20 protein-coding genes are annotated in these 18,703 nt (G+C 44.8%); 6 read left to right on the forward strand and 14 right to left on the reverse strand.

From position 1 onward, the window contains the following. Window positions 1-284: 284 nt before the first annotated feature. Window positions 285-824 (forward strand): peptide deformylase, encoded by a 540-nt coding sequence (gene def / locus ABIC15_RS01400; RefSeq protein ID WP_012370882.1) that lies wholly within the window; start codon window positions 285-287, stop codon window positions 822-824. Window positions 825-880: 56 nt separating this feature from the next. Here the strand turns inward: def and rnjA are convergent, their stop codons facing one another. Together rnjA and ABIC15_RS01410 are read right to left on the reverse strand one after the other, a co-directional pair. Next, a complete protein-coding gene (gene rnjA / locus ABIC15_RS01405; RefSeq protein WP_354019544.1) occupies window positions 881-2,548 on the reverse strand; it encodes a ribonuclease J1 in 1,668 nt (555 codons plus the stop codon). Further along, window positions 2,545-2,763 (reverse strand): DNA-dependent RNA polymerase subunit epsilon, encoded by a 219-nt coding sequence (locus tag ABIC15_RS01410; protein ID WP_012370884.1) that lies wholly within the window; start codon window positions 2,761-2,763, stop codon window positions 2,545-2,547. Before ABIC15_RS01410 ends, rnjA begins: the two co-directional genes overlap by 4 nt. A 170-nt stretch (window positions 2,764-2,933) precedes the next feature. Here ABIC15_RS01410 and ABIC15_RS01415 point away from each other — a divergent pair, with 170 nt between their 5' ends. Further along, complete coding sequence (locus ABIC15_RS01415; RefSeq protein ID WP_012370885.1) at window positions 2,934-3,710, forward strand: Cof-type HAD-IIB family hydrolase; 777 nt, start codon at window positions 2,934-2,936, stop codon at window positions 3,708-3,710. Between the two features lie 43 nt (window positions 3,711-3,753). On the opposite strand, the gene ABIC15_RS01420 is transcribed toward ABIC15_RS01415, so the two are convergent. From ABIC15_RS01420 to ABIC15_RS01440, 5 genes are all read right to left on the reverse strand, one after another. Next, a complete protein-coding gene (locus ABIC15_RS01420) occupies window positions 3,754-4,422 on the reverse strand; it encodes a potassium channel family protein (RefSeq protein ID WP_012370886.1) in 669 nt (222 codons plus the stop codon). A gap of 310 nt (window positions 4,423-4,732) precedes the next feature. Continuing rightward, window positions 4,733-5,755 (reverse strand): cytochrome d ubiquinol oxidase subunit II, encoded by a 1,023-nt coding sequence (locus tag ABIC15_RS01425; protein ID WP_290827101.1) that lies wholly within the window; start codon window positions 5,753-5,755, stop codon window positions 4,733-4,735. A gap of 12 nt (window positions 5,756-5,767) precedes the next feature. Next, window positions 5,768-7,156, reverse strand: a complete 1,389-nt coding sequence (locus ABIC15_RS01430) for a cytochrome ubiquinol oxidase subunit I (protein ID WP_012370888.1) — start codon at window positions 7,154-7,156, stop codon at window positions 5,768-5,770. Window positions 7,157-7,377: 221 nt separating this feature from the next. After that, entirely contained in the window at window positions 7,378-8,490 is a 1,113-nt protein-coding gene (locus ABIC15_RS01435) for an N-acetyldiaminopimelate deacetylase (protein WP_012370889.1), read from the reverse strand. Next, window positions 8,474-9,364, reverse strand: a complete 891-nt coding sequence (locus ABIC15_RS01440; protein WP_012370890.1) for a transcriptional regulator CcpC — start codon at window positions 9,362-9,364, stop codon at window positions 8,474-8,476. The genes ABIC15_RS01435 and ABIC15_RS01440 overlap by 17 nt, the downstream gene beginning before the upstream one ends. Before the next feature lie 65 nt (window positions 9,365-9,429). Here ABIC15_RS01440 and ABIC15_RS01445 point away from each other — a divergent pair, with 65 nt between their 5' ends. Then, a complete protein-coding gene (locus ABIC15_RS01445) occupies window positions 9,430-9,822 on the forward strand; it encodes a disulfide bond formation protein B (protein ID WP_012370891.1) in 393 nt (130 codons plus the stop codon). A gap of 10 nt (window positions 9,823-9,832) precedes the next feature. Here ABIC15_RS01445 and ABIC15_RS01450 read toward each other — a convergent pair whose 3' ends face one another. From ABIC15_RS01450 to ABIC15_RS01480, 7 genes are all read right to left on the reverse strand, one after another. Further along, a complete protein-coding gene (locus ABIC15_RS01450; RefSeq protein ID WP_012370892.1) occupies window positions 9,833-11,113 on the reverse strand; it encodes a protoporphyrinogen/coproporphyrinogen oxidase in 1,281 nt (426 codons plus the stop codon). A 110-nt stretch (window positions 11,114-11,223) separates the two neighbouring features. Further along, the gene (nadE, locus tag ABIC15_RS01455) at window positions 11,224-12,039 is read right to left on the reverse strand and encodes an ammonia-dependent NAD(+) synthetase (RefSeq protein ID WP_354019545.1); all 816 of its coding nucleotides are present in this window, start codon (window positions 12,037-12,039) and stop codon (window positions 11,224-11,226) included. A gap of 38 nt (window positions 12,040-12,077) precedes the next feature. After that, the gene (locus tag ABIC15_RS01460) at window positions 12,078-12,539 is read right to left on the reverse strand and encodes a BsuPI-related putative proteinase inhibitor (protein WP_012370894.1); all 462 of its coding nucleotides are present in this window, start codon (window positions 12,537-12,539) and stop codon (window positions 12,078-12,080) included. Between the two features lie 91 nt (window positions 12,540-12,630). Further along, window positions 12,631-12,843 (reverse strand): hypothetical protein, encoded by a 213-nt coding sequence (locus ABIC15_RS01465; RefSeq protein ID WP_012370895.1) that lies wholly within the window; start codon window positions 12,841-12,843, stop codon window positions 12,631-12,633. 357 nt (window positions 12,844-13,200) lie between these two features. Next, window positions 13,201-14,292 carry a virulence factor gene (locus tag ABIC15_RS01470; protein WP_012370896.1) on the reverse strand — a complete coding sequence of 364 codons (1,092 nt, stop codon included), beginning with the start codon at window positions 14,290-14,292 and terminating at the stop codon, window positions 13,201-13,203. A gap of 133 nt (window positions 14,293-14,425) precedes the next feature. Next, window positions 14,426-15,151 (reverse strand): alpha/beta fold hydrolase, encoded by a 726-nt coding sequence (locus tag ABIC15_RS01475; RefSeq protein WP_012370897.1) that lies wholly within the window; start codon window positions 15,149-15,151, stop codon window positions 14,426-14,428. Window positions 15,152-15,159: 8 nt separating this feature from the next. Further along, complete coding sequence (locus tag ABIC15_RS01480) at window positions 15,160-15,717, reverse strand: GNAT family N-acetyltransferase (protein ID WP_012370898.1); 558 nt, start codon at window positions 15,715-15,717, stop codon at window positions 15,160-15,162. A 122-nt stretch (window positions 15,718-15,839) separates the two neighbouring features. Between ABIC15_RS01480 and ABIC15_RS01485 the strand changes: the two genes are divergently transcribed. The 3 genes from ABIC15_RS01485 to brnQ all read left to right on the forward strand — a co-directional run bounded on the left by ABIC15_RS01485 (window position 15,840) and on the right by brnQ (window position 18,641). Beyond that, entirely contained in the window at window positions 15,840-16,571 is a 732-nt protein-coding gene (locus ABIC15_RS01485; protein ID WP_012370899.1) for a hypothetical protein, read from the forward strand. 251 nt (window positions 16,572-16,822) lie between these two features. Further along, window positions 16,823-17,116, forward strand: coding sequence for a hypothetical protein (locus tag ABIC15_RS01490; protein WP_012370900.1), 294 nt, complete (start codon window positions 16,823-16,825; stop codon window positions 17,114-17,116). A gap of 202 nt (window positions 17,117-17,318) precedes the next feature. Then, window positions 17,319-18,641: a branched-chain amino acid transport system II carrier protein gene (brnQ, locus tag ABIC15_RS01495; RefSeq protein ID WP_354019546.1), complete on the forward strand. Its 1,323-nt coding sequence runs from the start codon at window positions 17,319-17,321 to the stop codon at window positions 18,639-18,641. The last annotated feature ends 62 nt before the right edge of the window (window positions 18,642-18,703 follow it).

Consider the following 18,703-nt stretch of genomic DNA (forward strand, 5'->3'; position numbering starts at 1 on the left):
ACCTTTTCTTGAACATATATCTGTGTACCTATCCAGTTGAGTAAACTGTATTAACATGAAGAGACACGCAAGCATGTCTTGTTCATTACGTTACAAGTATAAAACTGTAACACCTATAAAATCAAAGAAAATGTTTTATTTTTTTTAGCGGATGTTCTTGTGAATGACATCACATATGAAGAACGCCTTTACTTCTGTACTATTCATCAATTCACAACTGTGTTAGTTATTAATATTCCTCCTTTGATATGCTATAATTTTTTTAGATGAAAGGGGTGCTGTTCATGATTACCATGAATGAGATCGTTCGGGAAGATGTCCCTTCGCTTCACGAACGTTCTGTCGACGTTACCTTCCCTCTCAGTGAGGAAGATAAGGAAACGATGCGTCTGATGATGGAATATCTCGCCAACAGTCAAGACGATGAATTAGCCGAAAAATATGATTTACGTAGCGGGATTGGACTGGCGGCTCCACAAATCGGAGTCAATAAACGAATGTTTGCCATTCGTCTGCAAGACGGGGACGACATTCTCGAGTTCGGGATTTATAATCCTAAAATCGTCAGTCATTCCGTTGAACAAACGTATCTTGCCGGCGGAGAAGGTTGTTTGTCCGTTGACCGGGAAGTCGAAGGTCATGTGCCGCGCTATATGCGTATTACCCTGTCTGGCATCGATCATAACGGAAATCCTGTAAAATTAAGATTAAAAGGATTAAAGGCCGTCGTTTGCCAACATGAATATGATCATTTGGATGGGATCATGTTTTACGATCGAATCGATCCGAAAGAACCCTTCAAGGAGTATGGTTCGTCTCTCTAAAATAAGAATGAAGTAACAAAAAAGACATTTCCAGAATAAGGAAATGTCTTTTTTGTTTATACTTCCATGATGATCGGCATGATCATTGGATGACGTTGTGTTTTTTCAGTCAGGTACGGTGTCAATGTATCGTTGATGACTTGCTTGATATCCGTCCATTTTGTGTTTCGGTTCGCTAAAGATTGCTCAAGCGAACGTTTCAACAGACGTTCCGCATCCTTGATCAGGTTACCGGATTCACGCATGTACACGAATCCGCGCGAAATGATGTCCGGTCCTGAAACAAGACGATTCGTTTTAGAATCAAGTGTGACGACGACGACGACCAGTCCTTCTTCTGAAAGAATCCGTCTGTCACGCAGGACGATATTACCAATATCTCCAATTCCTTTTCCATCTACATAGACGGCATTCGCTTGGATTTTACCCGTAATGGCGGCTGCATTGGCATCGAGTGCCAGAACTTCACCGTTGTCCATGACGAAACAGTTTTCTTCCGGCACACCGGAATCCATCGCAAGTGACATGTGTTTTTTCAACATGCGGTACTCTCCGTGGATTGGCATGAAGTATTTAGGTTGCAAGAGACGGAGCATCAACAACTGTTCCTGTTGGCTGCCGTGACCTGATGTATGGATGTCATTCAATTTACCGTACATGACATCTGCACCGGCTTTATACAATTGGTTAATCGTTTTCCCGACGGAAACAACGTTTCCTGGAATCGGAGAAGACGAGAAGATGACCAAATCATCCGGAATGATGGAAATCTGACGGTGTGTTCCGTTGGCGATCCGGCTAAGGGCTGCCATCGGCTCCCCTTGCGAACCTGTACAAAGAATCGTCAGTTCATTTGACTTGTACCGTTTCATCTCGTTCGGTTCAATGATTGTGCCCTTTGGTGCTTTGATGAAATCAAGCTCCTGACCAATCATCATGACTTTATCCATGCTCCGACCGAAGACGACGATTTTGCGTCCGGCTTCGACTGATGCATTGACGACTTGTTGCAAGCGATAGATGTTCGAGGCAAAAGTCGCGAAGATGATCCGCCCCTCTGCTTTACGGAAGATGTTTGAAATCGTATCTCCGACGACACGTTCACTCATCGTAAAGCCTTCAATCTCGGCATTCGTCGAGTCAGACAATAGACAGAGAACACCTTCCTTGCCGAGTTCCGCCATTTTTGTTAAATCAGCCGGTTCTCCGACGGGTGTAAAATCGAACTTAAAGTCGCCGGTATGGACGATGTTACCTTGTGGTGTCTTGACGACAACTCCGAACGAGTTTGGAATCGAGTGAGTCGTCCGGAAAAATGAAATACTCGTCTTCCGGAATTTGATGATTGAATCTTCATCAATTTCATGCAACTCGGCCGTCCGCAATAAACCGTGTTCTTCGAGTTTTACTTTAATGAGACCAAGTGCAATCTTTCCGGCATAAATCGGTAAGTTGACTTGTTTGAGTAAAAACGGCAATCCCCCGATGTGGTCTTCGTGACCGTGAGTGATGAAGACACCTTTTACCTTGTCCTTGTTTTTGATCAAGTATGTGTAATCTGGAATGACATAGTCGATTCCAAGCAGTTCATCTTCAGGGAACATGACACCGGCATCGATGACGATGATCTCATCCTGAAATTGAACGACGTATGTGTTCTTCCCGATCTCTCCTAAGCCGCCGAGTGCGAAAACGGCTGCTTGATGGTTTTTAACGAACTTCATGCGAACGTTTCAACCTTATAGTCTGGGCTTAGTTTTTCATATTCAAGGAATTCGCCGCTTAACTCACGGATGAATTCGACGTTAATTTCTTTGATGAGGTGGTCAATCGCTGTTCGCACTTCACGAATGTTCTCTCCCTCAACATACATCACTTCTGTCCGTTCCCGTACCGGGGCTTCTGAACGAAGCGGTTGATAAAATACTTTAAAAATCATGTTTAGCAACTCCTTATCAGTCCATTGTTTTTTGTCCTTAGATTAGTATACACGATATCCTACTATTTTTTCATCCTATTCCTAATCCAAGGTCGGCGTAAACGTTAACGCTGTGCTATAATTCCACATGTATCCGGCTGAACAGCCAATTAAAAAGAGAAGGTGAAACCATGGCAAATCAGAAAGTCGTCTTTTTCGATATCGATGGAACCTTACTTCACGATGGTCATTTTGTTCCCGAGTCGACCAAACAGGCAATTAAACAATTACAAGCAAATGGTGTCTATGTAGCTATCGCAACCGGACGCGGTCCGGCGATGTTATCCGGTGTCCGCGAATTACTCAATATCGATACGATCATTGGGTACAATGGTCAAATCGTCGTGCATCAGAACGAGGTCATTTACAGACGTCCGCAACCGATTGCAGATCTTAAGCATTTGACAGAGCGGGCCCATAAAAATGGTCATACGCTTGTTTATCTAGGTGAAACACAGGGGTTTTCAACGAAACCGTCGGATCAGTTAGTCCAAGAGTCACTTGGCGAACTGGATATTCCTTTACCGGCTTTTAATGACCAGGCGTTTACGACACATGATGTCTTCCAGACGCTTGTCTATTGTACTGCTGAAGAAGAAGCCGAGTACACTCAGAACTATCAGGCCTTCGACTTCATCCGCTGGCATCCGAACGCAATGGACGTCATTAATGTCGGTTCATCCAAAGCGGACGGCATCAAACAATTTCTGAAGCTGACCAATATCCGGCGCGAAGATACGTTTGCTTTCGGAGATGCGTTAAATGATTTAGAAATGTTGCGTTATGTCGGAACCGGCATCGCGATGGGCAATGGTCTTGCAGAAACAAAAGCAGCCGCCGATTTCGTCACTAAACATATTCTCGAAGACGGCATCGAACACGGTCTCAAGGAATTTCAACTCATTTAACTACTCAAAAGGCCGAGGAATCATTCCTCAGCCTTTTTTGATATTAATTTTTCACTTTATGAATGGCGCGCTCCAAGCGGTCCAAGTCATCGTTTTCTCCAATGACGACGAGGTAATCCCCTTTTTCAATCAATTCATCCGCTTGTAAGGAAATCATGACGTTCTCGCCCCGCTTGATGGCAACAACGTTCGCACCGTACTTGCTTCGTAAATCCAGATCAATCAAAGTCTGGTTCGCCATCCGGTCACTGACTTTGATTTCGACAATCGAGAACTCTTGTGATAAATCGAGATAATCTAAAATATTCGAACTCATCAATCCGTTGGCAATCCGGACCCCCATGTCCCGCTCGGGGTGGACGATGAAGTCCGCACCAATTTTACGCAACACTTTTTCATGGTAATCATTCGTCGCCTTGACCGTAATCGACTGGACACCCAGTTCTTTTAAAATTAAAGTCGTCAAAATCGATGCTTGGATGTTTTCCCCGATCGCAACGATGACATGATCAAAATTACGGATTCCGAGACTCTTTAGAACGTTCTCATCCGTCGTATCTGCAATGACGGAATGCGTCGCAATCCCCATATATTCATTCACACGTTCTTCATCCGAATCAATCGCCAAAACATCATATCCGTTTTTCGACAACTCTCGAACAATCGATCCCCCGAAACGCCCTAAACCGATTACCGCAAACTCTCCATTCATGTTCAACTCTCCTTCACATTTCTGCTTCAGTAGTAGTGTACCCGATTCACTTCTAAATTACTATGAACGCTTTTACAATACAGTTTTCGGTTCTCCCCACCTTAAAACGACCGACAAATCTAATCAAAAAAAGGGGTCGACTCCAAAAGAAATCATTTGATCTTTCACGCCATTTCCTGTAGGAGTCTCGTAAGTACGTGAGTTCTACATTAAACGAGAAAAGAGCGGCAGAATTGAATCTGCCGCCCTTTTCTTTGGAGAAACCGACTTTTGAGTCAGCCTCGAACTGATTACGTGATAGACGTTCTACTTATTTTGCTTTTTTCCCGCTGACATAATCGTTGTCAAACAGGAACAACCGTAAGATCAAATACAGTGCAGGGATCAATAACATCAGTCCGAAGATGAAGACGACGACAAGTGCCGTAGCCATCGTTTCGTTAACGACCGCTTTATTGATATCGATGTACGGATAAAGAATGTACGGAAGGTGTGTGTATCCGTATCCGAACCAGGCAACACCGTATTGTGCCATCACGGCGATGAAAGCAATCCCGTAGTTTTTCTTCAAGTAAACAAGTGTGACAGCAACGCAGAAGAATAGGAAACTTGCTGCGAACCACCACCAGTTGCCGTTTAAAATATTTTCATAATGCCACGCTGCCTGATTCTTCAGTCCGAAGAAGACTAATGCACAGACAACAATTGTCGGAACACTCCAGAACAATGCCCATTTCCGAATCAATGGTGTTGCATTCTCATCCTTTGCTTTATCCGCATAGAACAACAGGAACATCGCGCTGATATAAAGAACCGATACGATGGCAAGCGCAACGACCGTCCAAGAATAAAAGTTCGTGAACAGCTTCGTCCCAAGGAATTCGACGGTCTCATTTGTTTTCCGGATAAAACCGCCCTGACTGATTGTCAGTGTCGTCGACATCGCTGCCGGAATCAGCAATCCTGTCGCACCGTATAAGAACGTATAGAACATGCTGTCGTTCGAACCATAGTTGGCAAATGCGTAAAAGCTACCGCGAATTGCAATCAATACCAACACGATCGAAGCCGGAACAAGTAAAGCTGTTCCGTAATAATATGCCGTATCCGGAAAGAATCCGACAAGTCCGACGAAGAAGAAGACGAAGAAGACGTTCGTCACTTCCCAGACCGGAGAAAGATAACGGAGAATCAAACGGTTCGTCAGATGATCCCGTTTCGTATATTTTGAATAAAACGCGTAAAAACCGGCACCGAAGTCAATTGAGGCAACGATGAGATATCCATAAAGGAACGTCCAAAGTACGGTTATTCCAAGTGTTTGAATGTCCAACTCGTTCCCTCCTTATTTGTTGTCGTCCGCAAACATCGCTTCACCACGTGTGTGATGATCGTCCGCGAGTTCTTTGCCGACTGGATTATTTTTAAACATCCGGAGCAAGACGACTGTACAAATCGTTCCGAGCAACAGATAAAGTAAACTGAATAAAATCAACATCGGTCCGACAGCCGTCGAAGTCGTCGCTGCATCAGCCGTTCTCATAATACCATAGAGCGTCCAAGGCTGACGTCCGATTTCCGCATACATCCATCCTGCTTCGATCGAGACGATGGCAAGCGGTCCACCGATGAAAATACCGCGCAGTAACCATTTGTTGTACGGGTTCAACTTTTTGAGTCGGAATGCCAAGATGAACAAGGCTGAGATGGCAGCCAGGTACATGCCAATCGATACCATGATATCGAAGAAATAGTGGACAAACAGAGGTGCCTGATCTTCTTTGGCGAATTCATTCAAACCGATGACCTCTGTATCCGGTGCTCCCCCTGCGAGAATGGATAAAGCATACGGAATCTTGACAGCACCTTTAATTTCATAGCTGCCGTCCGCCTGTTCATCCAAAATACCACCGAAAATCAATTCGGCTTCGTTTGTCGTTTCAAAATGCCATTCTGCCGCTGCGAGTTTTTCAGGTTGGTATTTCGCCAGGTATTTCCCGGAGAAATCACCGACCAATGCTGTCGAGAAGGCAAAGATTAAGCCGGCCATGACGGTTAAGCGAAGTGCTTTTTTGTGATAAGCCGTTTCTGCCGCCGACAAAGTTTTCTTGCGCAACAGATGAAACGCTGCGATTGCTGCCAAGATGAAGGCAACCGTCAAGTAAGCGGATACGATGACGTGCGTTGCTTTCGTTGGTGTCGCCGTGTTGAACATCGCTTTCAACGGTTCGATTTGCGTCAACGTTCCGTTAACGATTTTGAATCCTTCCGGCGAGTTCATGAATGAGTTGACCGTCGTGATGAAGAAAGCAGATAATGTCGCCCCGATGACGACGGGAATCCCGATTAACCAGTGTAACCATGGATTTTTAAACCGGTCCCATGTGTAGAGATAAATACCGAGGAAAATCGCTTCAAAGAAGAAGGCGAAAGTTTCCATGAACAACGGTAAGGCAATCGTTTGACCGGCTACTTGCATCAAGGAAGGCCATAAGAGCGACAATTGTAGACCAATCGCTGTTCCTGTTACGACACCTACCGCTACAGTTACGATATAACCGCGCGTCCAGCGACGTGCCAAAAGAATATAGTCTGAATCTTTTCGTTTAATACCGATGTACTCAGCTGCGAGTACCATCAATGGAACCCCTACCCCAATCGTCGCAAAGATGATGTGGAATGCTAATGTGAGCCCTGTCAATAATCGACTGAGCATGACTGGATCATTGAACATGTGTATAGCCCCCTCTTTCTAGACGTACTTCTATATATTGTTTATATCCGTATCATAGAGAACATAATCATTTGTGTCTGTTTTAAATGTTTGATGTAACAAATTGTTCACATATACTCGTGATTTATTTCACAAAACGTTCGAAAACTGTTCTCTTCTATAAAATGAAAGCCCTTTATCCATTTTTTCATGAATAAAGAGCCGATTGTCACGTCTTTTATTTAGACGTATTCGCGGAAATAATGATCCAGTAAATTGATGACGAAGGGGATGGCTTCTTCGTCCGGATTCAAGGTCGGTTGATGTAATCCGGATGTTGCATTATTCACCCCGAGCCAAAACATCATGCCGGGAATTTCTTTTAACATGAAACCAAAATCTTCTCCCGTCATGGCAGCATCACACTCAATGTAATTCGCATTCATTTTGACGAAGGATGAGAATTTATCAACGACGCGTTGATCGTTGACGACTTCATAATACCGATTTCCGAACTGCAGATCGATTTTGACGCCGAATGAAGCTTCGATGCCGCGGATGATATCCCGGACACGTTGCTCTAACTTTTCCATATCTGTTCCGTTAAGCGCCCGCATCGTTCCGTCGAGTAACGCCCGACCGGCAATGACATTCTCCCGAATTCCTGCATCTACTTTCCCGATCGTGATGACACTGCAGTTCATTGGATTGATCGAGCGGCTGACAATCGTCTGCAGCTGCATGATTAACGCTGCCTGCGCAACGACTGTATCAATCGTCAAATGGGGGAACGCAGCATGACCGCTCTGTCCATAAATCGTGATATGAACTTCCCGTGCACTCGCAAACAAGACACCCGGACGGCTGGCAATCGTTCCGACCGGATACTCCGGTGCGACATGCAGACCATACATCTCACTCGGACGATATTTTTCAAACAGCGGACTTTTAATCATCGGTTCTGCCCCACCCGGACCTTCTTCAGCTGGTTGGAACAGGAAAACGACATCATCCATGACCGGCAGTTCAACGATTCGGCGTAACAGACCGAGGGCAATTGATGCATGCACATCATGGCCGCAGGCGTGCATGAACCCCGGATGCTCGGAACAAAATGGCAGTCCCGTTGCTTCTTCAATCGGTAATCCGTCGATATCCGCCCGGTATCCAATCGTCCGATTTCCGGTTAATCCTTTCACACGGACAAATACTCCTGTTTCGAATGTATCGTAACTGACCCGATCTTCCGGGTATGATCGGATTTGATCAAGGATAAATGCTTGCGTTTTAAACTCCTTAAAACCAGGTTCCGGTATTTTATGAAGTTCTCGGCGCATTTCAATTGCGTATTCCATCTGACTGACTTCCTCCTTCTTCTTTGACAATGTCCCAAAACGCTTGGACTTGTTTTAATTCAAGCATCGACTCCGTTGATAGAATCCACGTGTCCCGCTTTAAAATTTTACCGGATGACGTTTTGAGCGGAATCTGCATCACTTCACTCGCTTCATGGATCGTCGATTCCGGCAAGATGGCAAAACCAATCCCGTGAAGTGCCATCTGTTTACACGTTTCAATCTGGTCGACGACGAGCGTCCGGGCCGGCGGACTCGAAAAACGATCCTGCCACCATTCTAAAATTTCCTGATAATAGGTCGAATCGCTCTTGAACTGGATAAAAGGACGTTCTGTCTTCCGCAACTGTTCCAACGACGTCAGTTCACTGTCGACTAAATACAGCGGATCGGAAAACAGCCGTTCCTTCACGCCTTTCCAATCGGGATTTCCGCGGATGATGCCGATGTGAAAATGTTCTTCCAGCATATGACGCATCATTTCACTTGACCACCCTGTGACCAATTGGACACGGACATGCGGATACCGTTCGACAAATCGTTTCAGAACACGGGGAAGCCAGTATTGTCCCATAATGGACGCGACTGCAATCCGAAGTGTCCCGTAAACGGCTCCCTCTTCTGCCGTCAATTCACTTTTAAGCTCCAGTTCTTTCCGGTTCATCTCCTTGGCGAGACCGATGACTTTTTCGCCTTGCGGAGTAATACTCAGCCCACGGGATGAACGAATGAACAGCTTGGTTGCCCAGCGCCGCTCGATTGCGACCAAACGTTGGCTGAGGGCAGGCTGCGATACAAAAAGACGTTCGGCTGCCCGTCTCATGTTCAATTCTTCTGACAACGTAATCAACATTTCCATTTCCGACACTTGCAATGTATGATTCGACTCCTCATGATATAAGATGGCATTAGTTTAACACGTTAGAGAGGAAGGTACATATGTCACGGTATCATTTTATGTTGATCGTCTCAACGGTCGCTACTTTAGGCAGTCTGTATTTCAGTGAGGTCCGGGGATTCATTCCTTGTCCATTATGTTGGTGGCAACGTCTGTTCATGTATACGACCGCCATCTATCTGCTCGTATCCTTGTTCCGCAATCGCCCGGTCGACGGATTTTTCCTTCGCTTGTATACATTACTCGGGTTCGCAGTCGCGGCCTACCACGTCGTACTCGAACGATTACCGGATGGCGAAGCGCTCTGTACAAATGGTTGTCTCATCAAATGGGTCAATTATTTTGGCTTCCTGACGATTCCGATGATGAGTTTGATTGCATTTACGCTTTTGGTCATCCTCGCCTTTTATCCAAATAAAAAAAACGCTCAATGAGCGTTTTTTTTTATTTCCAAGTCGCTGCCACGTTCAACGCGCTCGAGAAGGATAATTCCGATAACTGCCCTTCTCCTTCACACCAATCCCCGACAAACGCCATCGTCTCCTTTGGTCCGTCCTGCATAAAATTAGGTAATCCGCTTTGGCCCATTTTCCATTTGATTTCTTGAACGATTGCCCGTTTCATTGTCCGCTCGACGACGAGACGTTCCTGCCATGTCGGATAATGTTGATCAAGGAGCCGGTGAATGTGTTGGACCTTTTCTGCCAGATAATCCGGATTTCCGACTTCTGGGTGGGCAAGATAAGCAACAACCTGTAAGACTTGACCATCTTTCGGCGCGATACTCGGATCGTAATGGGATAGATCCGTTACGAACAGTTGATGTGTACGGTCGTACACATATGAAAACGGTGTTTTGAGGTATGGACTGATCCCGACATCATATACGAGAACTTCCACCGGTTCGTACTGCGCAAATGGTTCGATGAAGGATTGAACGGATGCCGGCAATGCCAGTTTCCGCATATCCCGGGGAGGAAGCGCCAGGACAACCCGGTTCACAATCCATTCGGTCTTTTTCCGGTCACGTAACTGATATCCTTGTTCATATTCTTCAATCGCCGTGATTTTAGTTTTCCGATGGATGGTTCCGCCTTGTTCTTGGATGACCCGTTCCAGTTCATCAATTAAAACTTGCCATCCTCCGGCGATATAGGAGACCGGCTTTCGTGTCCGAAAGAGTTTGCGGTAATAGTCAAAATAGACGACTGACGGAATGTTTTCCGGTTCGGTCGTAAAAAAATTGCTGGAGGCCAGATCAAGCATCAGACGGGACACATCTTCCTCCGTTTTTTCCCGTATCAACCATTGACCAATTGACAACTCCGGCTCCCCTTTTTCAAGCCGGAGAACGGTTTTCACGACTTCCCATGTGAAACGAAGTTTATCCGTTCCGCCTATCACTTCTGTTTTTAAGAGACCGATTGCATTGGCGGGAGCAGCCGTTAAATGACCGGAAAATTCATATTTTGCTTTTGCCGAAGAAAAGTCCAGCCAGGTAATCTCTAATTTCAGATTTTTTATGATCGTCTTTAAGACGGACTGATCACGCCCGTATATCGCATGCGCCCCGTAATTGAATGTATAGCCTTTAATGCGTTGTGAGGTCGCTCTGCCGCCTAACATCGCGGCATCATAAAGTTGTACCTGTTTCCCTTGTTTCGCAAGCAAGGCAGCAACGGATAACCCTGCCAGTCCACCACCGACGACTGCTATCGATTCCATTCTGTTCCCTCCAGTCAAGCTCTCTTACTCAATGGTTTGTTTTAACTCTTTTCCCGCTTTTTAGACGAAAAAAACGACAGCACTTTCAGCTGTCGTCTGCAGGTCATTCCTTATTTCCACCACGTATCCAGGGGTGAAACCGGCATATGGTGTTTATGGCCAACCCGTTTATACTGAGCTTCGAGTTTAGCCTGACTTTCAGCGGAGATGGTTTTCCCCTCCAAGTAGTCATCAATTTCATTGTACGTCATGCCGAGTGCTTGTTCATCCGGCAACCCCGGCTGGTTATCTTCTAAATCTGCTGTCGGTACCTTTTCAATCAGTCCTTCAGGTGCCTGTAATTGACGTAACAGTTGTTTTCCCTGTCGCTTGTTCAAACCGGTCAATGGCGTCAAATCACAAGCACCGTCTCCGTGTTTCGTATAAAACCCGGTCACGAATTCAGCTGCATGATCGGTTCCGACGACGAGACAGCCGTAATGGGCCGCTATATCATACTGTACTTTCATCCGTTCCCGCGCTTTTGTATTTCCTTTACTAAAATCAGACAAGACGTCTCCTGTCGCTTGTTCAAAAGAAGCCATGGAAGCAGCGACGACCGGCTTGATGTCCACGCGTAACGCATGATCCGGACGGATGAAGGACAGGGCAAGCTGGGCATCCGACTCGTCTTGTTGTTGACCATACGGTAATCGTACAGCGTAGAATTGATAATCGCGATTCGTCTCACTGCGTAACTCCTCAACCGCGATTTGACAAAGACGACCGGCTAACGAAGAATCTTGTCCTCCCGAGATTCCAAGAACAAGTCCTTTTGCTCCTGTATGCACAAGATACTCTTTTAAGAATTGAACGCGTTGCTTAATCTCTTCTTCAGCGTCAATGACTGGTTTGACTCCCGTCACTTGAATGATTTCCTGTTGCATGAAACCGTCACACTCCTTCATTTTTCATCATGTCTTCCTTAGTTCAAAAGCTCACTTTCCGCTTTCGTGATGGACGTCGATTGATCCTTCACTTGTCGGATGGTCATCGCTTCGATCCGGGTCGGATGACTGGAAGGCGGAAGCTCGACTTTTACTTCGTACCGTTTAGTCTCCAGTCCTTTAAACCGTTCTTGTTCGATGGCTTGCGTAAATACCTGCTCTTGCGAAAAAGTATACAGTACTTTTTGATCCGCATCCTTGATTTTCAATTCAAACCGTTGGGATGTCGGGAATGTCAGAGTCAATGCTTGCTCATTCGGATTCTTTAATTCCACGACAGCCAAAACCGTATTGGATTCGAGCAGTTTGCCGGACACCTTGATTTCAATCGGTTGTACCGCATCGTCTTGTGTCGCTGGCTTTTCCTGTTCCTGCTGGTTACACCCGGCTAAAATCAACGTCAGGACACATACACACGATATCCGTATAATCCATTTCAAAACAACGCCCCCTCTCTTCTCACTTAACAATTTTAGCACAAAAAAGAGGCAGGATAAGGTTCGCCCTCATCCTGCCTCTTCAATTCATAAATTAAGCAACCGGAATCGTTGCTGTCATTTTTGATGGAGAAAATAATTGTTCGATCCCCGTCACAAACAATTCATCGCAAATGGCGTCCGTTGCCGTTGCAGGTGCCACAAGTGTAATCGTCCGGCTGTCCACTGTCTCAATCGTCACGAACACTCCTGAAGCTGTGCGTTCTTTGTACCCTACCGCTAAGTCTGTTTCAGCAAAAAGTATCATATCCCCGAATCTCCTTTGTTATGTCAGATGTCAGTCAAACCAAAATAGCCGTTTGAATTCGAATCAGTTATTGTGATTTCACTTTATCAAAACAGAAAAAACACCGGAAAATTCTCGTTCGACATTTCGTGTCAAAACTTTATTCCAAAAAATACAACCATTTTTTGGAACATCGAGATAGTTGCTGTATACATCTTTAAAATGGCGTTTTATCAACACATTTCAATTCCATTTCAAAACCATTACAAAATAATATTCATTTTTTCCCATTTCCCTTAGTTAGAAGGGAAAATATACCTAGACATCTCACTTGTTATTTTGTCGAATGGTTCTTCGCACACCGTTTATTTGAAGTTCTTATGAACTTTCACCTGACATTCGATTCATTTGTTGCCAAACCGTACCTAGTGCTTCTTCCCCACTTTCAATCCGGGCCAGTGCGAGTTCCGCCTGAAGCGCGACTTCATATTCCTTATCTTGTACGGCTTCTTTTAGGCGTGGAATCGATTGTTCCGTTCCGACATCAAATAAAAAGCGTGCCGCACGCCAACGTACCAGTTTATTTTTATCCGTCAAGGCTTCCATCATCATTACTTCTGCCTCCGGCAAGGCCCAGTCAGAAATCGTATCTCCCGCAGTTCGTCGGACACTGCTTGAAGGATCATGCAAGGCATTCGTAATATAGTCCAATAGTTCCAATCGATTTTCTTCAAACATGCCAAGTTTGACTACGGCTTGTCTTCTGATCTGCATCTTTTCATCCTGAAGCAGCTTCGCATAGGCCGGAATCCAGTCCAGTTCGATTGGCAGTTCGTCAAGCGCTGCAAAACGCTGTTTCCAATCGGACGAAGTTAACGCTTGTCCGTCAAATGTCACTTCTTCTCCAGAAGCGATGGTTTTTAAACGGTCTATCCGCTCTGGTGGATACGCGACTTCAATTTCTTGGGCCACTTCCTCCAAACTTTCATCCAAATCACCGTAACGCGGTGCTTGCTCAACCCACCGGCGGTCACTGATGACATTTTTGACATAAGGCTGAACGAATAGTGCGGCTTCCCGGAACCGGTCGGGTAATCCGTGACGTTTTTCTTCTAATCCTTTGACTCCTTTTAGCTGCATCGGTACGCCTAAAATAAATTGGATAAACAGATGAACAGGCTCAAATGCCTCATCCGTTTCATGTCTTTCAACATCACTGAGTATTTCACCAAACGACCGACGAATCTCGATGACTAACGTCCGCCAATCATATTTCGGAAACCGTTCGACAGCTAAAAAATCACTGACTTGATATACTGATTTAATGCCTGGAATCTCCAGTAATTTTGCGACGTGGTCCGGTGCACCGAATGCATGTTCAAATGTTTGTCCCTTCTCCGAAAACGTTTCATCGACGATGACCTTCATATTGTTCGGACTTGGTGTTGGTTCAATTGCTATAATCTTCATCTTAATCCCTCCCCCTTTTATCATTCAGAAATTCGTTTCAAAATGCAACGCATACGCTTTTGTTTTCAGATCCTATCAAAAAGAAGCAAGAAAGCGCCCACCACGCGGTGAACGCTTATCGGCAAGACTGCGTTTACGCATGTTCTTCCGAGAAAACTTCTTCTAGAATCTCACAAAATGCATCCGGTGTCTCGAGCATACCCATGTGGCTGCTGTCCGTCGATCGCTTGATGACCCGCTCGTTTTGAGGTGCAAACGCACTGTCTTCTGAAATCAACGGATCCTTCTCACCATGTATAATCACTCCCGGAACGCTTGTCCGGCTTAAGACTGGTGTCAAATCTCTTCGATCACGCATCGCCGTCAACGCCCGAATGGCTCCTTCGACCGTCATCATGTAGCCGATTTCCTTTGCTTCTGAGACGATCATCGCATCTGTTCCTTCTGCAAACAACCCGGGCACTAATCCGTCAACGAATTCCCGCACGCCGATTTCCTGAACCCGGCTGATATTTTGATTTCTTTTTTGTTTAGCGTCGTCTGTATCTGCTTTAGCGGTCGAATAGACAAGTCCAAATCCGCTGATTTTTTCCGAATAGGTTTCGACAATCGATGAGACGATGTAACCCCCGAATGAATGACCGATCAAAATGGGCCGTTCGATACCTCTTCGTTCAAGATCCTTCATTACCCATGCAGCAAATCCTTCAATTGTATCAGGACCGACCGATTGTCCCTCATGACCGGGTAAAGCAAGTACGAGTACATCAAATGACAAACGCAGTCTCGCTTCAACCCGACTAAAATAATCTGTTCCTCCGGCAAAACCATGTAATAAAACAAGTGGTTGTTTTGACATTCAACTAGTCATCCTTTCCATTCCGATGCAAGCATTCGGTATATCGTTAAATCCATGAATCGTCCATGACTGTAAGCATAGTCTTCAAGTAATCCTTCTGCCTGAAAACCGAGTTTTTGAACCAAGGCATTGGAGGCAATGTTTTCAGGTGCAACCAAAGCACTGATCCGGTGCAAAGCAAAATCTTCGAATCCGTGTGTCAGTACCGCTCGTGCTGCTTCCGAAGCCACTCCTTGTTGCCAATAGTCCTGACTGACTTCAAATCCGATTTCAGCCCGGTGATACTGGGTCAACCAATTATGAAATCCAATCGTTCCAATCAATTGATTCGTTTGTTGATCAGCAATCGCCCACCGGATTGCTTTTCCTTGAGTGAACTGTTCTTTAAAATAACTGATGACATTTTTGGCTTCATACACTGTGACCAGCGGATCAGAACCGTAATAATACATGACCTCGTCATCCGACAGAATCTTGAATAAGTCCCGTGCATCTTTGTTTTCCAACTCTCTCAGGATGAATCGTTCTGTTTTTAGTTCCGGGAATGGTTTTCTCAACCCCCACATACCCAATCACCTCTTTTCTATATTATGCCCGTTTTCAGAAGGAAATACCCTTTTCGCTGCTGAGAAGTTTTGCTACTATTGAAATTATTCATGTCCTGACCACGAAAGGAAGTCGCTTGTTTATGTCCAATTCCCTGCTCTATCTATATCAAGATGCCGAAAACAATCGTTTGACGATGTCCGGCGTCACTTTTGGAGACTTTATCACATCCATTGATTCAAAGAGTCCTCTACTCGTTTCTGGAGCCGCTTTTAAATCTGTCAAACATTCTTCTCGGACCGCCTTTCATTATGTCGAGTCCCATGAAGTAGAACAATTCGTTCAATCGAGCGATGTCGAACGTTTTCCCCTGAATGCCATCGATATCCGTTCTTCTCATTCTCTCGATATCCTCACAGATGTTGAAATCGCAGAGCTGTTATTTTTAATGCATATGAAACGTGGAATGCCCAGTCCGTTCATGACTACCGTCGACAATGAATGGGCCTATTTCAGTGAGCACAACGGGACACAAGCAACGGCTTATTTAAAAGATTGGTCAAGTATCGAACAAGTCCTGTCAACGTTGTTGCAACAAAAAATCCGCCGGGAACTCCGCATCCCGACTGCCTCACCACTTACAGCTGAAATCATCATTAATCTTCGGCAATTGCTGCAAGAAGGAATCTTAATTGATTTCACGCATACACGGCAATCGATGTTCACACGTCAAACGACCATTCCAGTTTATATCGCCGGTCGATATGAAGACATGCATGTCCTGAAAGAAGACCTGGAAACAAAAAAAGAATCCATCGTCTTGCGCGGCGAGTTGATCCACCGCAAAAAAAGCTGGAGTTTGGAGTTACAATGATCCCAATCCTATTTATGACTTAATAACAGGATAGTTTTTTCATATTTTTCAAACTGCTATTTTTGCTCGTTTTTTGCATAATCCTCTATATGACAATACCGTTACTAATTTGTTGGAATTTTCACATAAATTAAGACTGGTATCTGCTGCAGACTTCGTTATAATGAGATTAACCTTTTGGAAGCTAGAAGTTGGAACTGATTTTCTGATGATTTAATTTAAGTCTGTATCAACCGAAGGAGGAATTTAGCATGGATCAGTTAAAAGTGAACGGTATCGGTTCATTCACCAAGTTTGCAACGAACGGAAACATCCTGAAATTGAAGGATGCGACAACCGGCGAACTGAAGGTATCATTGAATGAAGCGAGCTCAATGACTATCTCACCTATTGATGAAGAAACAGGATTATTCATTATCCGTGGTCAGCAACAAGAACCGCTCGTGGAACTGACCCTCCCTCGTCAATCGTGCGAAGTCGTTCACGCTTGGCTCCTCCATAAATTAAGACGACAAAAAAAGAGTCGCTTCATGGCGTCTAGCTAAAACCATTTACTCCTTTATTTCATCATCACTGCAACATGTTGCTCACGTCACCGTTAGAGATTTTCTAACCGTGTCGTGGGCTTTTTTTGTTGAAGTCAAAAAATAAGCCTTGAAAACAAATGAATTTTCTAAAAATTCTTTCATCATCTCGCATCCGATGATATAGTGAATAACGTAAAAAAAACAGGAGGTAAGATATATTATGAGTAAAAAAGACGTATTTGCTTTAGGTTTTATGATTTTCGCATTGTTCTTTGGTGCGGGTAATTTAATTTTCCCTCCTGAACTTGGTGCTCTGGCTGGAACAGAATTTTTCCCTGCAATGCTCGGCTTCATCGTTACCGGTGTCGGGTTACCTCTGACGGGATTAATTGCTGTCGCATGGGTCGGCGGGGGCATCAGCACGCTTGCTAATCCACTTCCAAAATTCGTCGGAGCTCTATTGACGTTTGCCTTATATGTCGCCATTGGCCCTTTTTTCGGAATTCCGCGGACTTCCGTCGTCACATACGAACTTGGTGTCGCCCCTTTCTTGAATGGACCTAGTCAAACGACACTACTGATTTCTTCTTCTCTTTTCTTTTTAGTCACGTTATATCTTGTTCTCAAACCGGGTAAACTTCTTGATATCATTGGTCGTTTCATCACCCCGTTGTTACTTTTGGCACTCGCGACACTGAGCATCAGCAGTATTTTAAAGCCATTATCGGCCGTTCAACCTCCTCATTCCTCGTACAATGGTTTTACAGATGCATTCATCCAAGGATTTCTTCAAGGATACTTGACGCTCGACGCTCTTGGCGCCCTTGTATTTGGCGTCATCGTCCTGCATACGCTACATGCTCGCGGTTTAAAAAGTCGAAAAGTCCAATTGAAGACTGTGACTCAAGCCGGATTGATTGCTGCATTATCATTGACGTTGGTTTATACCGGACTTGGTTTCATTGGTCGAAACAGCTTTGGAGCAGTCGGGATGATCGACGGCCCTTCCTTATTACAACAATACGCCGAAAGTACTTTTGGCACGATTGGTTTGATGATTTTAGGAGTTGCTATTTTGCTAGCTTGTTTAACGACATCCGTCGGTCTTGTCACAGCTTTTTCAGAATATATGATGTCACTTTCGACACGTCTCACGCTTCCGCTCACGGGTACAATCACAACCGTTCTAGGTTTCTTGATTTCCATTGTCGGACTTGATGCATTACTGGCAATTGCGGTACCTGTCTTAATGTTCCTTTATCCTATTGTCATCGTATTGATTGGTTTGACCTTTATCCGTTCATTGCTTAAAAAACCGTCGTTCGTGTACAGAGCCACTTTATCGATTACTGCCCTGTTCTCGTTATTAACTGCTCTCCACACATTAAAAGTTTTGCCGGATCCGGTAGTTACTGTATATTCTGCCTTACCGTTATCCGACAAAAGCCTAGCCTGGCTTCTGCCTGCTTTGATTATATTCTTCATCAGTTCATCGATTAGACACGATTCTTCTGATTCTATTCCTGAAAAACGGATTGGCTAGTGATGCCGCTTTCATCGCATGGTATGATTAAAAAAATGAAATTCTACTGGAGGCGTCGCTTT

The sequence above is a fragment of the Exiguobacterium sp. PvP048 genome (genome assembly GCF_040549175.1).
GTDB classification, from domain to species: domain Bacteria; phylum Bacillota; class Bacilli; order Exiguobacteriales; family Exiguobacteriaceae; genus Exiguobacterium_A; species Exiguobacterium_A artemiae.

What these genes read in the sequence shown, in the direction of transcription:
- def (WP_012370882.1), top strand. Translation starts at nt 285, where the DNA reads ATGATTACCATGAATGAGATCGTTCGGGAAGATGTCCCTTCGCTTCAC.
- rnjA (WP_354019544.1), bottom strand. Translation starts at nt 2,548, where the DNA reads ATGAAGTTCGTTAAAAACCATCAAGCAGCCGTTTTCGCACTCGGCGGC.
- ABIC15_RS01410 (WP_012370884.1), bottom strand. Translation starts at nt 2,763, where the DNA reads ATGATTTTTAAAGTATTTTATCAACCGCTTCGTTCAGAAGCCCCGGTA.
- ABIC15_RS01415 (WP_012370885.1), top strand. Translation starts at nt 2,934, where the DNA reads ATGGCAAATCAGAAAGTCGTCTTTTTCGATATCGATGGAACCTTACTT.
- ABIC15_RS01420 (WP_012370886.1), bottom strand. Translation starts at nt 4,422, where the DNA reads ATGAATGGAGAGTTTGCGGTAATCGGTTTAGGGCGTTTCGGGGGATCG.
- ABIC15_RS01430 (WP_012370888.1), bottom strand. Translation starts at nt 7,156, where the DNA reads ATGTTCAATGATCCAGTCATGCTCAGTCGATTATTGACAGGGCTCACA.
- ABIC15_RS01435 (WP_012370889.1), bottom strand. Translation starts at nt 8,490, where the DNA reads ATGGAATACGCAATTGAAATGCGCCGAGAACTTCATAAAATACCGGAA.
- ABIC15_RS01445 (WP_012370891.1), top strand. Translation starts at nt 9,430, where the DNA reads ATGTCACGGTATCATTTTATGTTGATCGTCTCAACGGTCGCTACTTTA.
- ABIC15_RS01450 (WP_012370892.1), bottom strand. Translation starts at nt 11,113, where the DNA reads ATGGAATCGATAGCAGTCGTCGGTGGTGGACTGGCAGGGTTATCCGTT.
- nadE (WP_354019545.1), bottom strand. Translation starts at nt 12,039, where the DNA reads ATGCAACAGGAAATCATTCAAGTGACGGGAGTCAAACCAGTCATTGAC.
- ABIC15_RS01465 (WP_012370895.1), bottom strand. Translation starts at nt 12,843, where the DNA reads ATGATACTTTTTGCTGAAACAGACTTAGCGGTAGGGTACAAAGAACGC.
- ABIC15_RS01470 (WP_012370896.1), bottom strand. Translation starts at nt 14,292, where the DNA reads ATGAAGATTATAGCAATTGAACCAACACCAAGTCCGAACAATATGAAG.
- ABIC15_RS01475 (WP_012370897.1), bottom strand. Translation starts at nt 15,151, where the DNA reads ATGTCAAAACAACCACTTGTTTTATTACATGGTTTTGCCGGAGGAACA.
- ABIC15_RS01480 (WP_012370898.1), bottom strand. Translation starts at nt 15,717, where the DNA reads ATGTGGGGGTTGAGAAAACCATTCCCGGAACTAAAAACAGAACGATTC.
- ABIC15_RS01485 (WP_012370899.1), top strand. Translation starts at nt 15,840, where the DNA reads ATGTCCAATTCCCTGCTCTATCTATATCAAGATGCCGAAAACAATCGT.
- ABIC15_RS01490 (WP_012370900.1), top strand. Translation starts at nt 16,823, where the DNA reads ATGGATCAGTTAAAAGTGAACGGTATCGGTTCATTCACCAAGTTTGCA.
- brnQ (WP_354019546.1), top strand. Translation starts at nt 17,319, where the DNA reads ATGAGTAAAAAAGACGTATTTGCTTTAGGTTTTATGATTTTCGCATTG.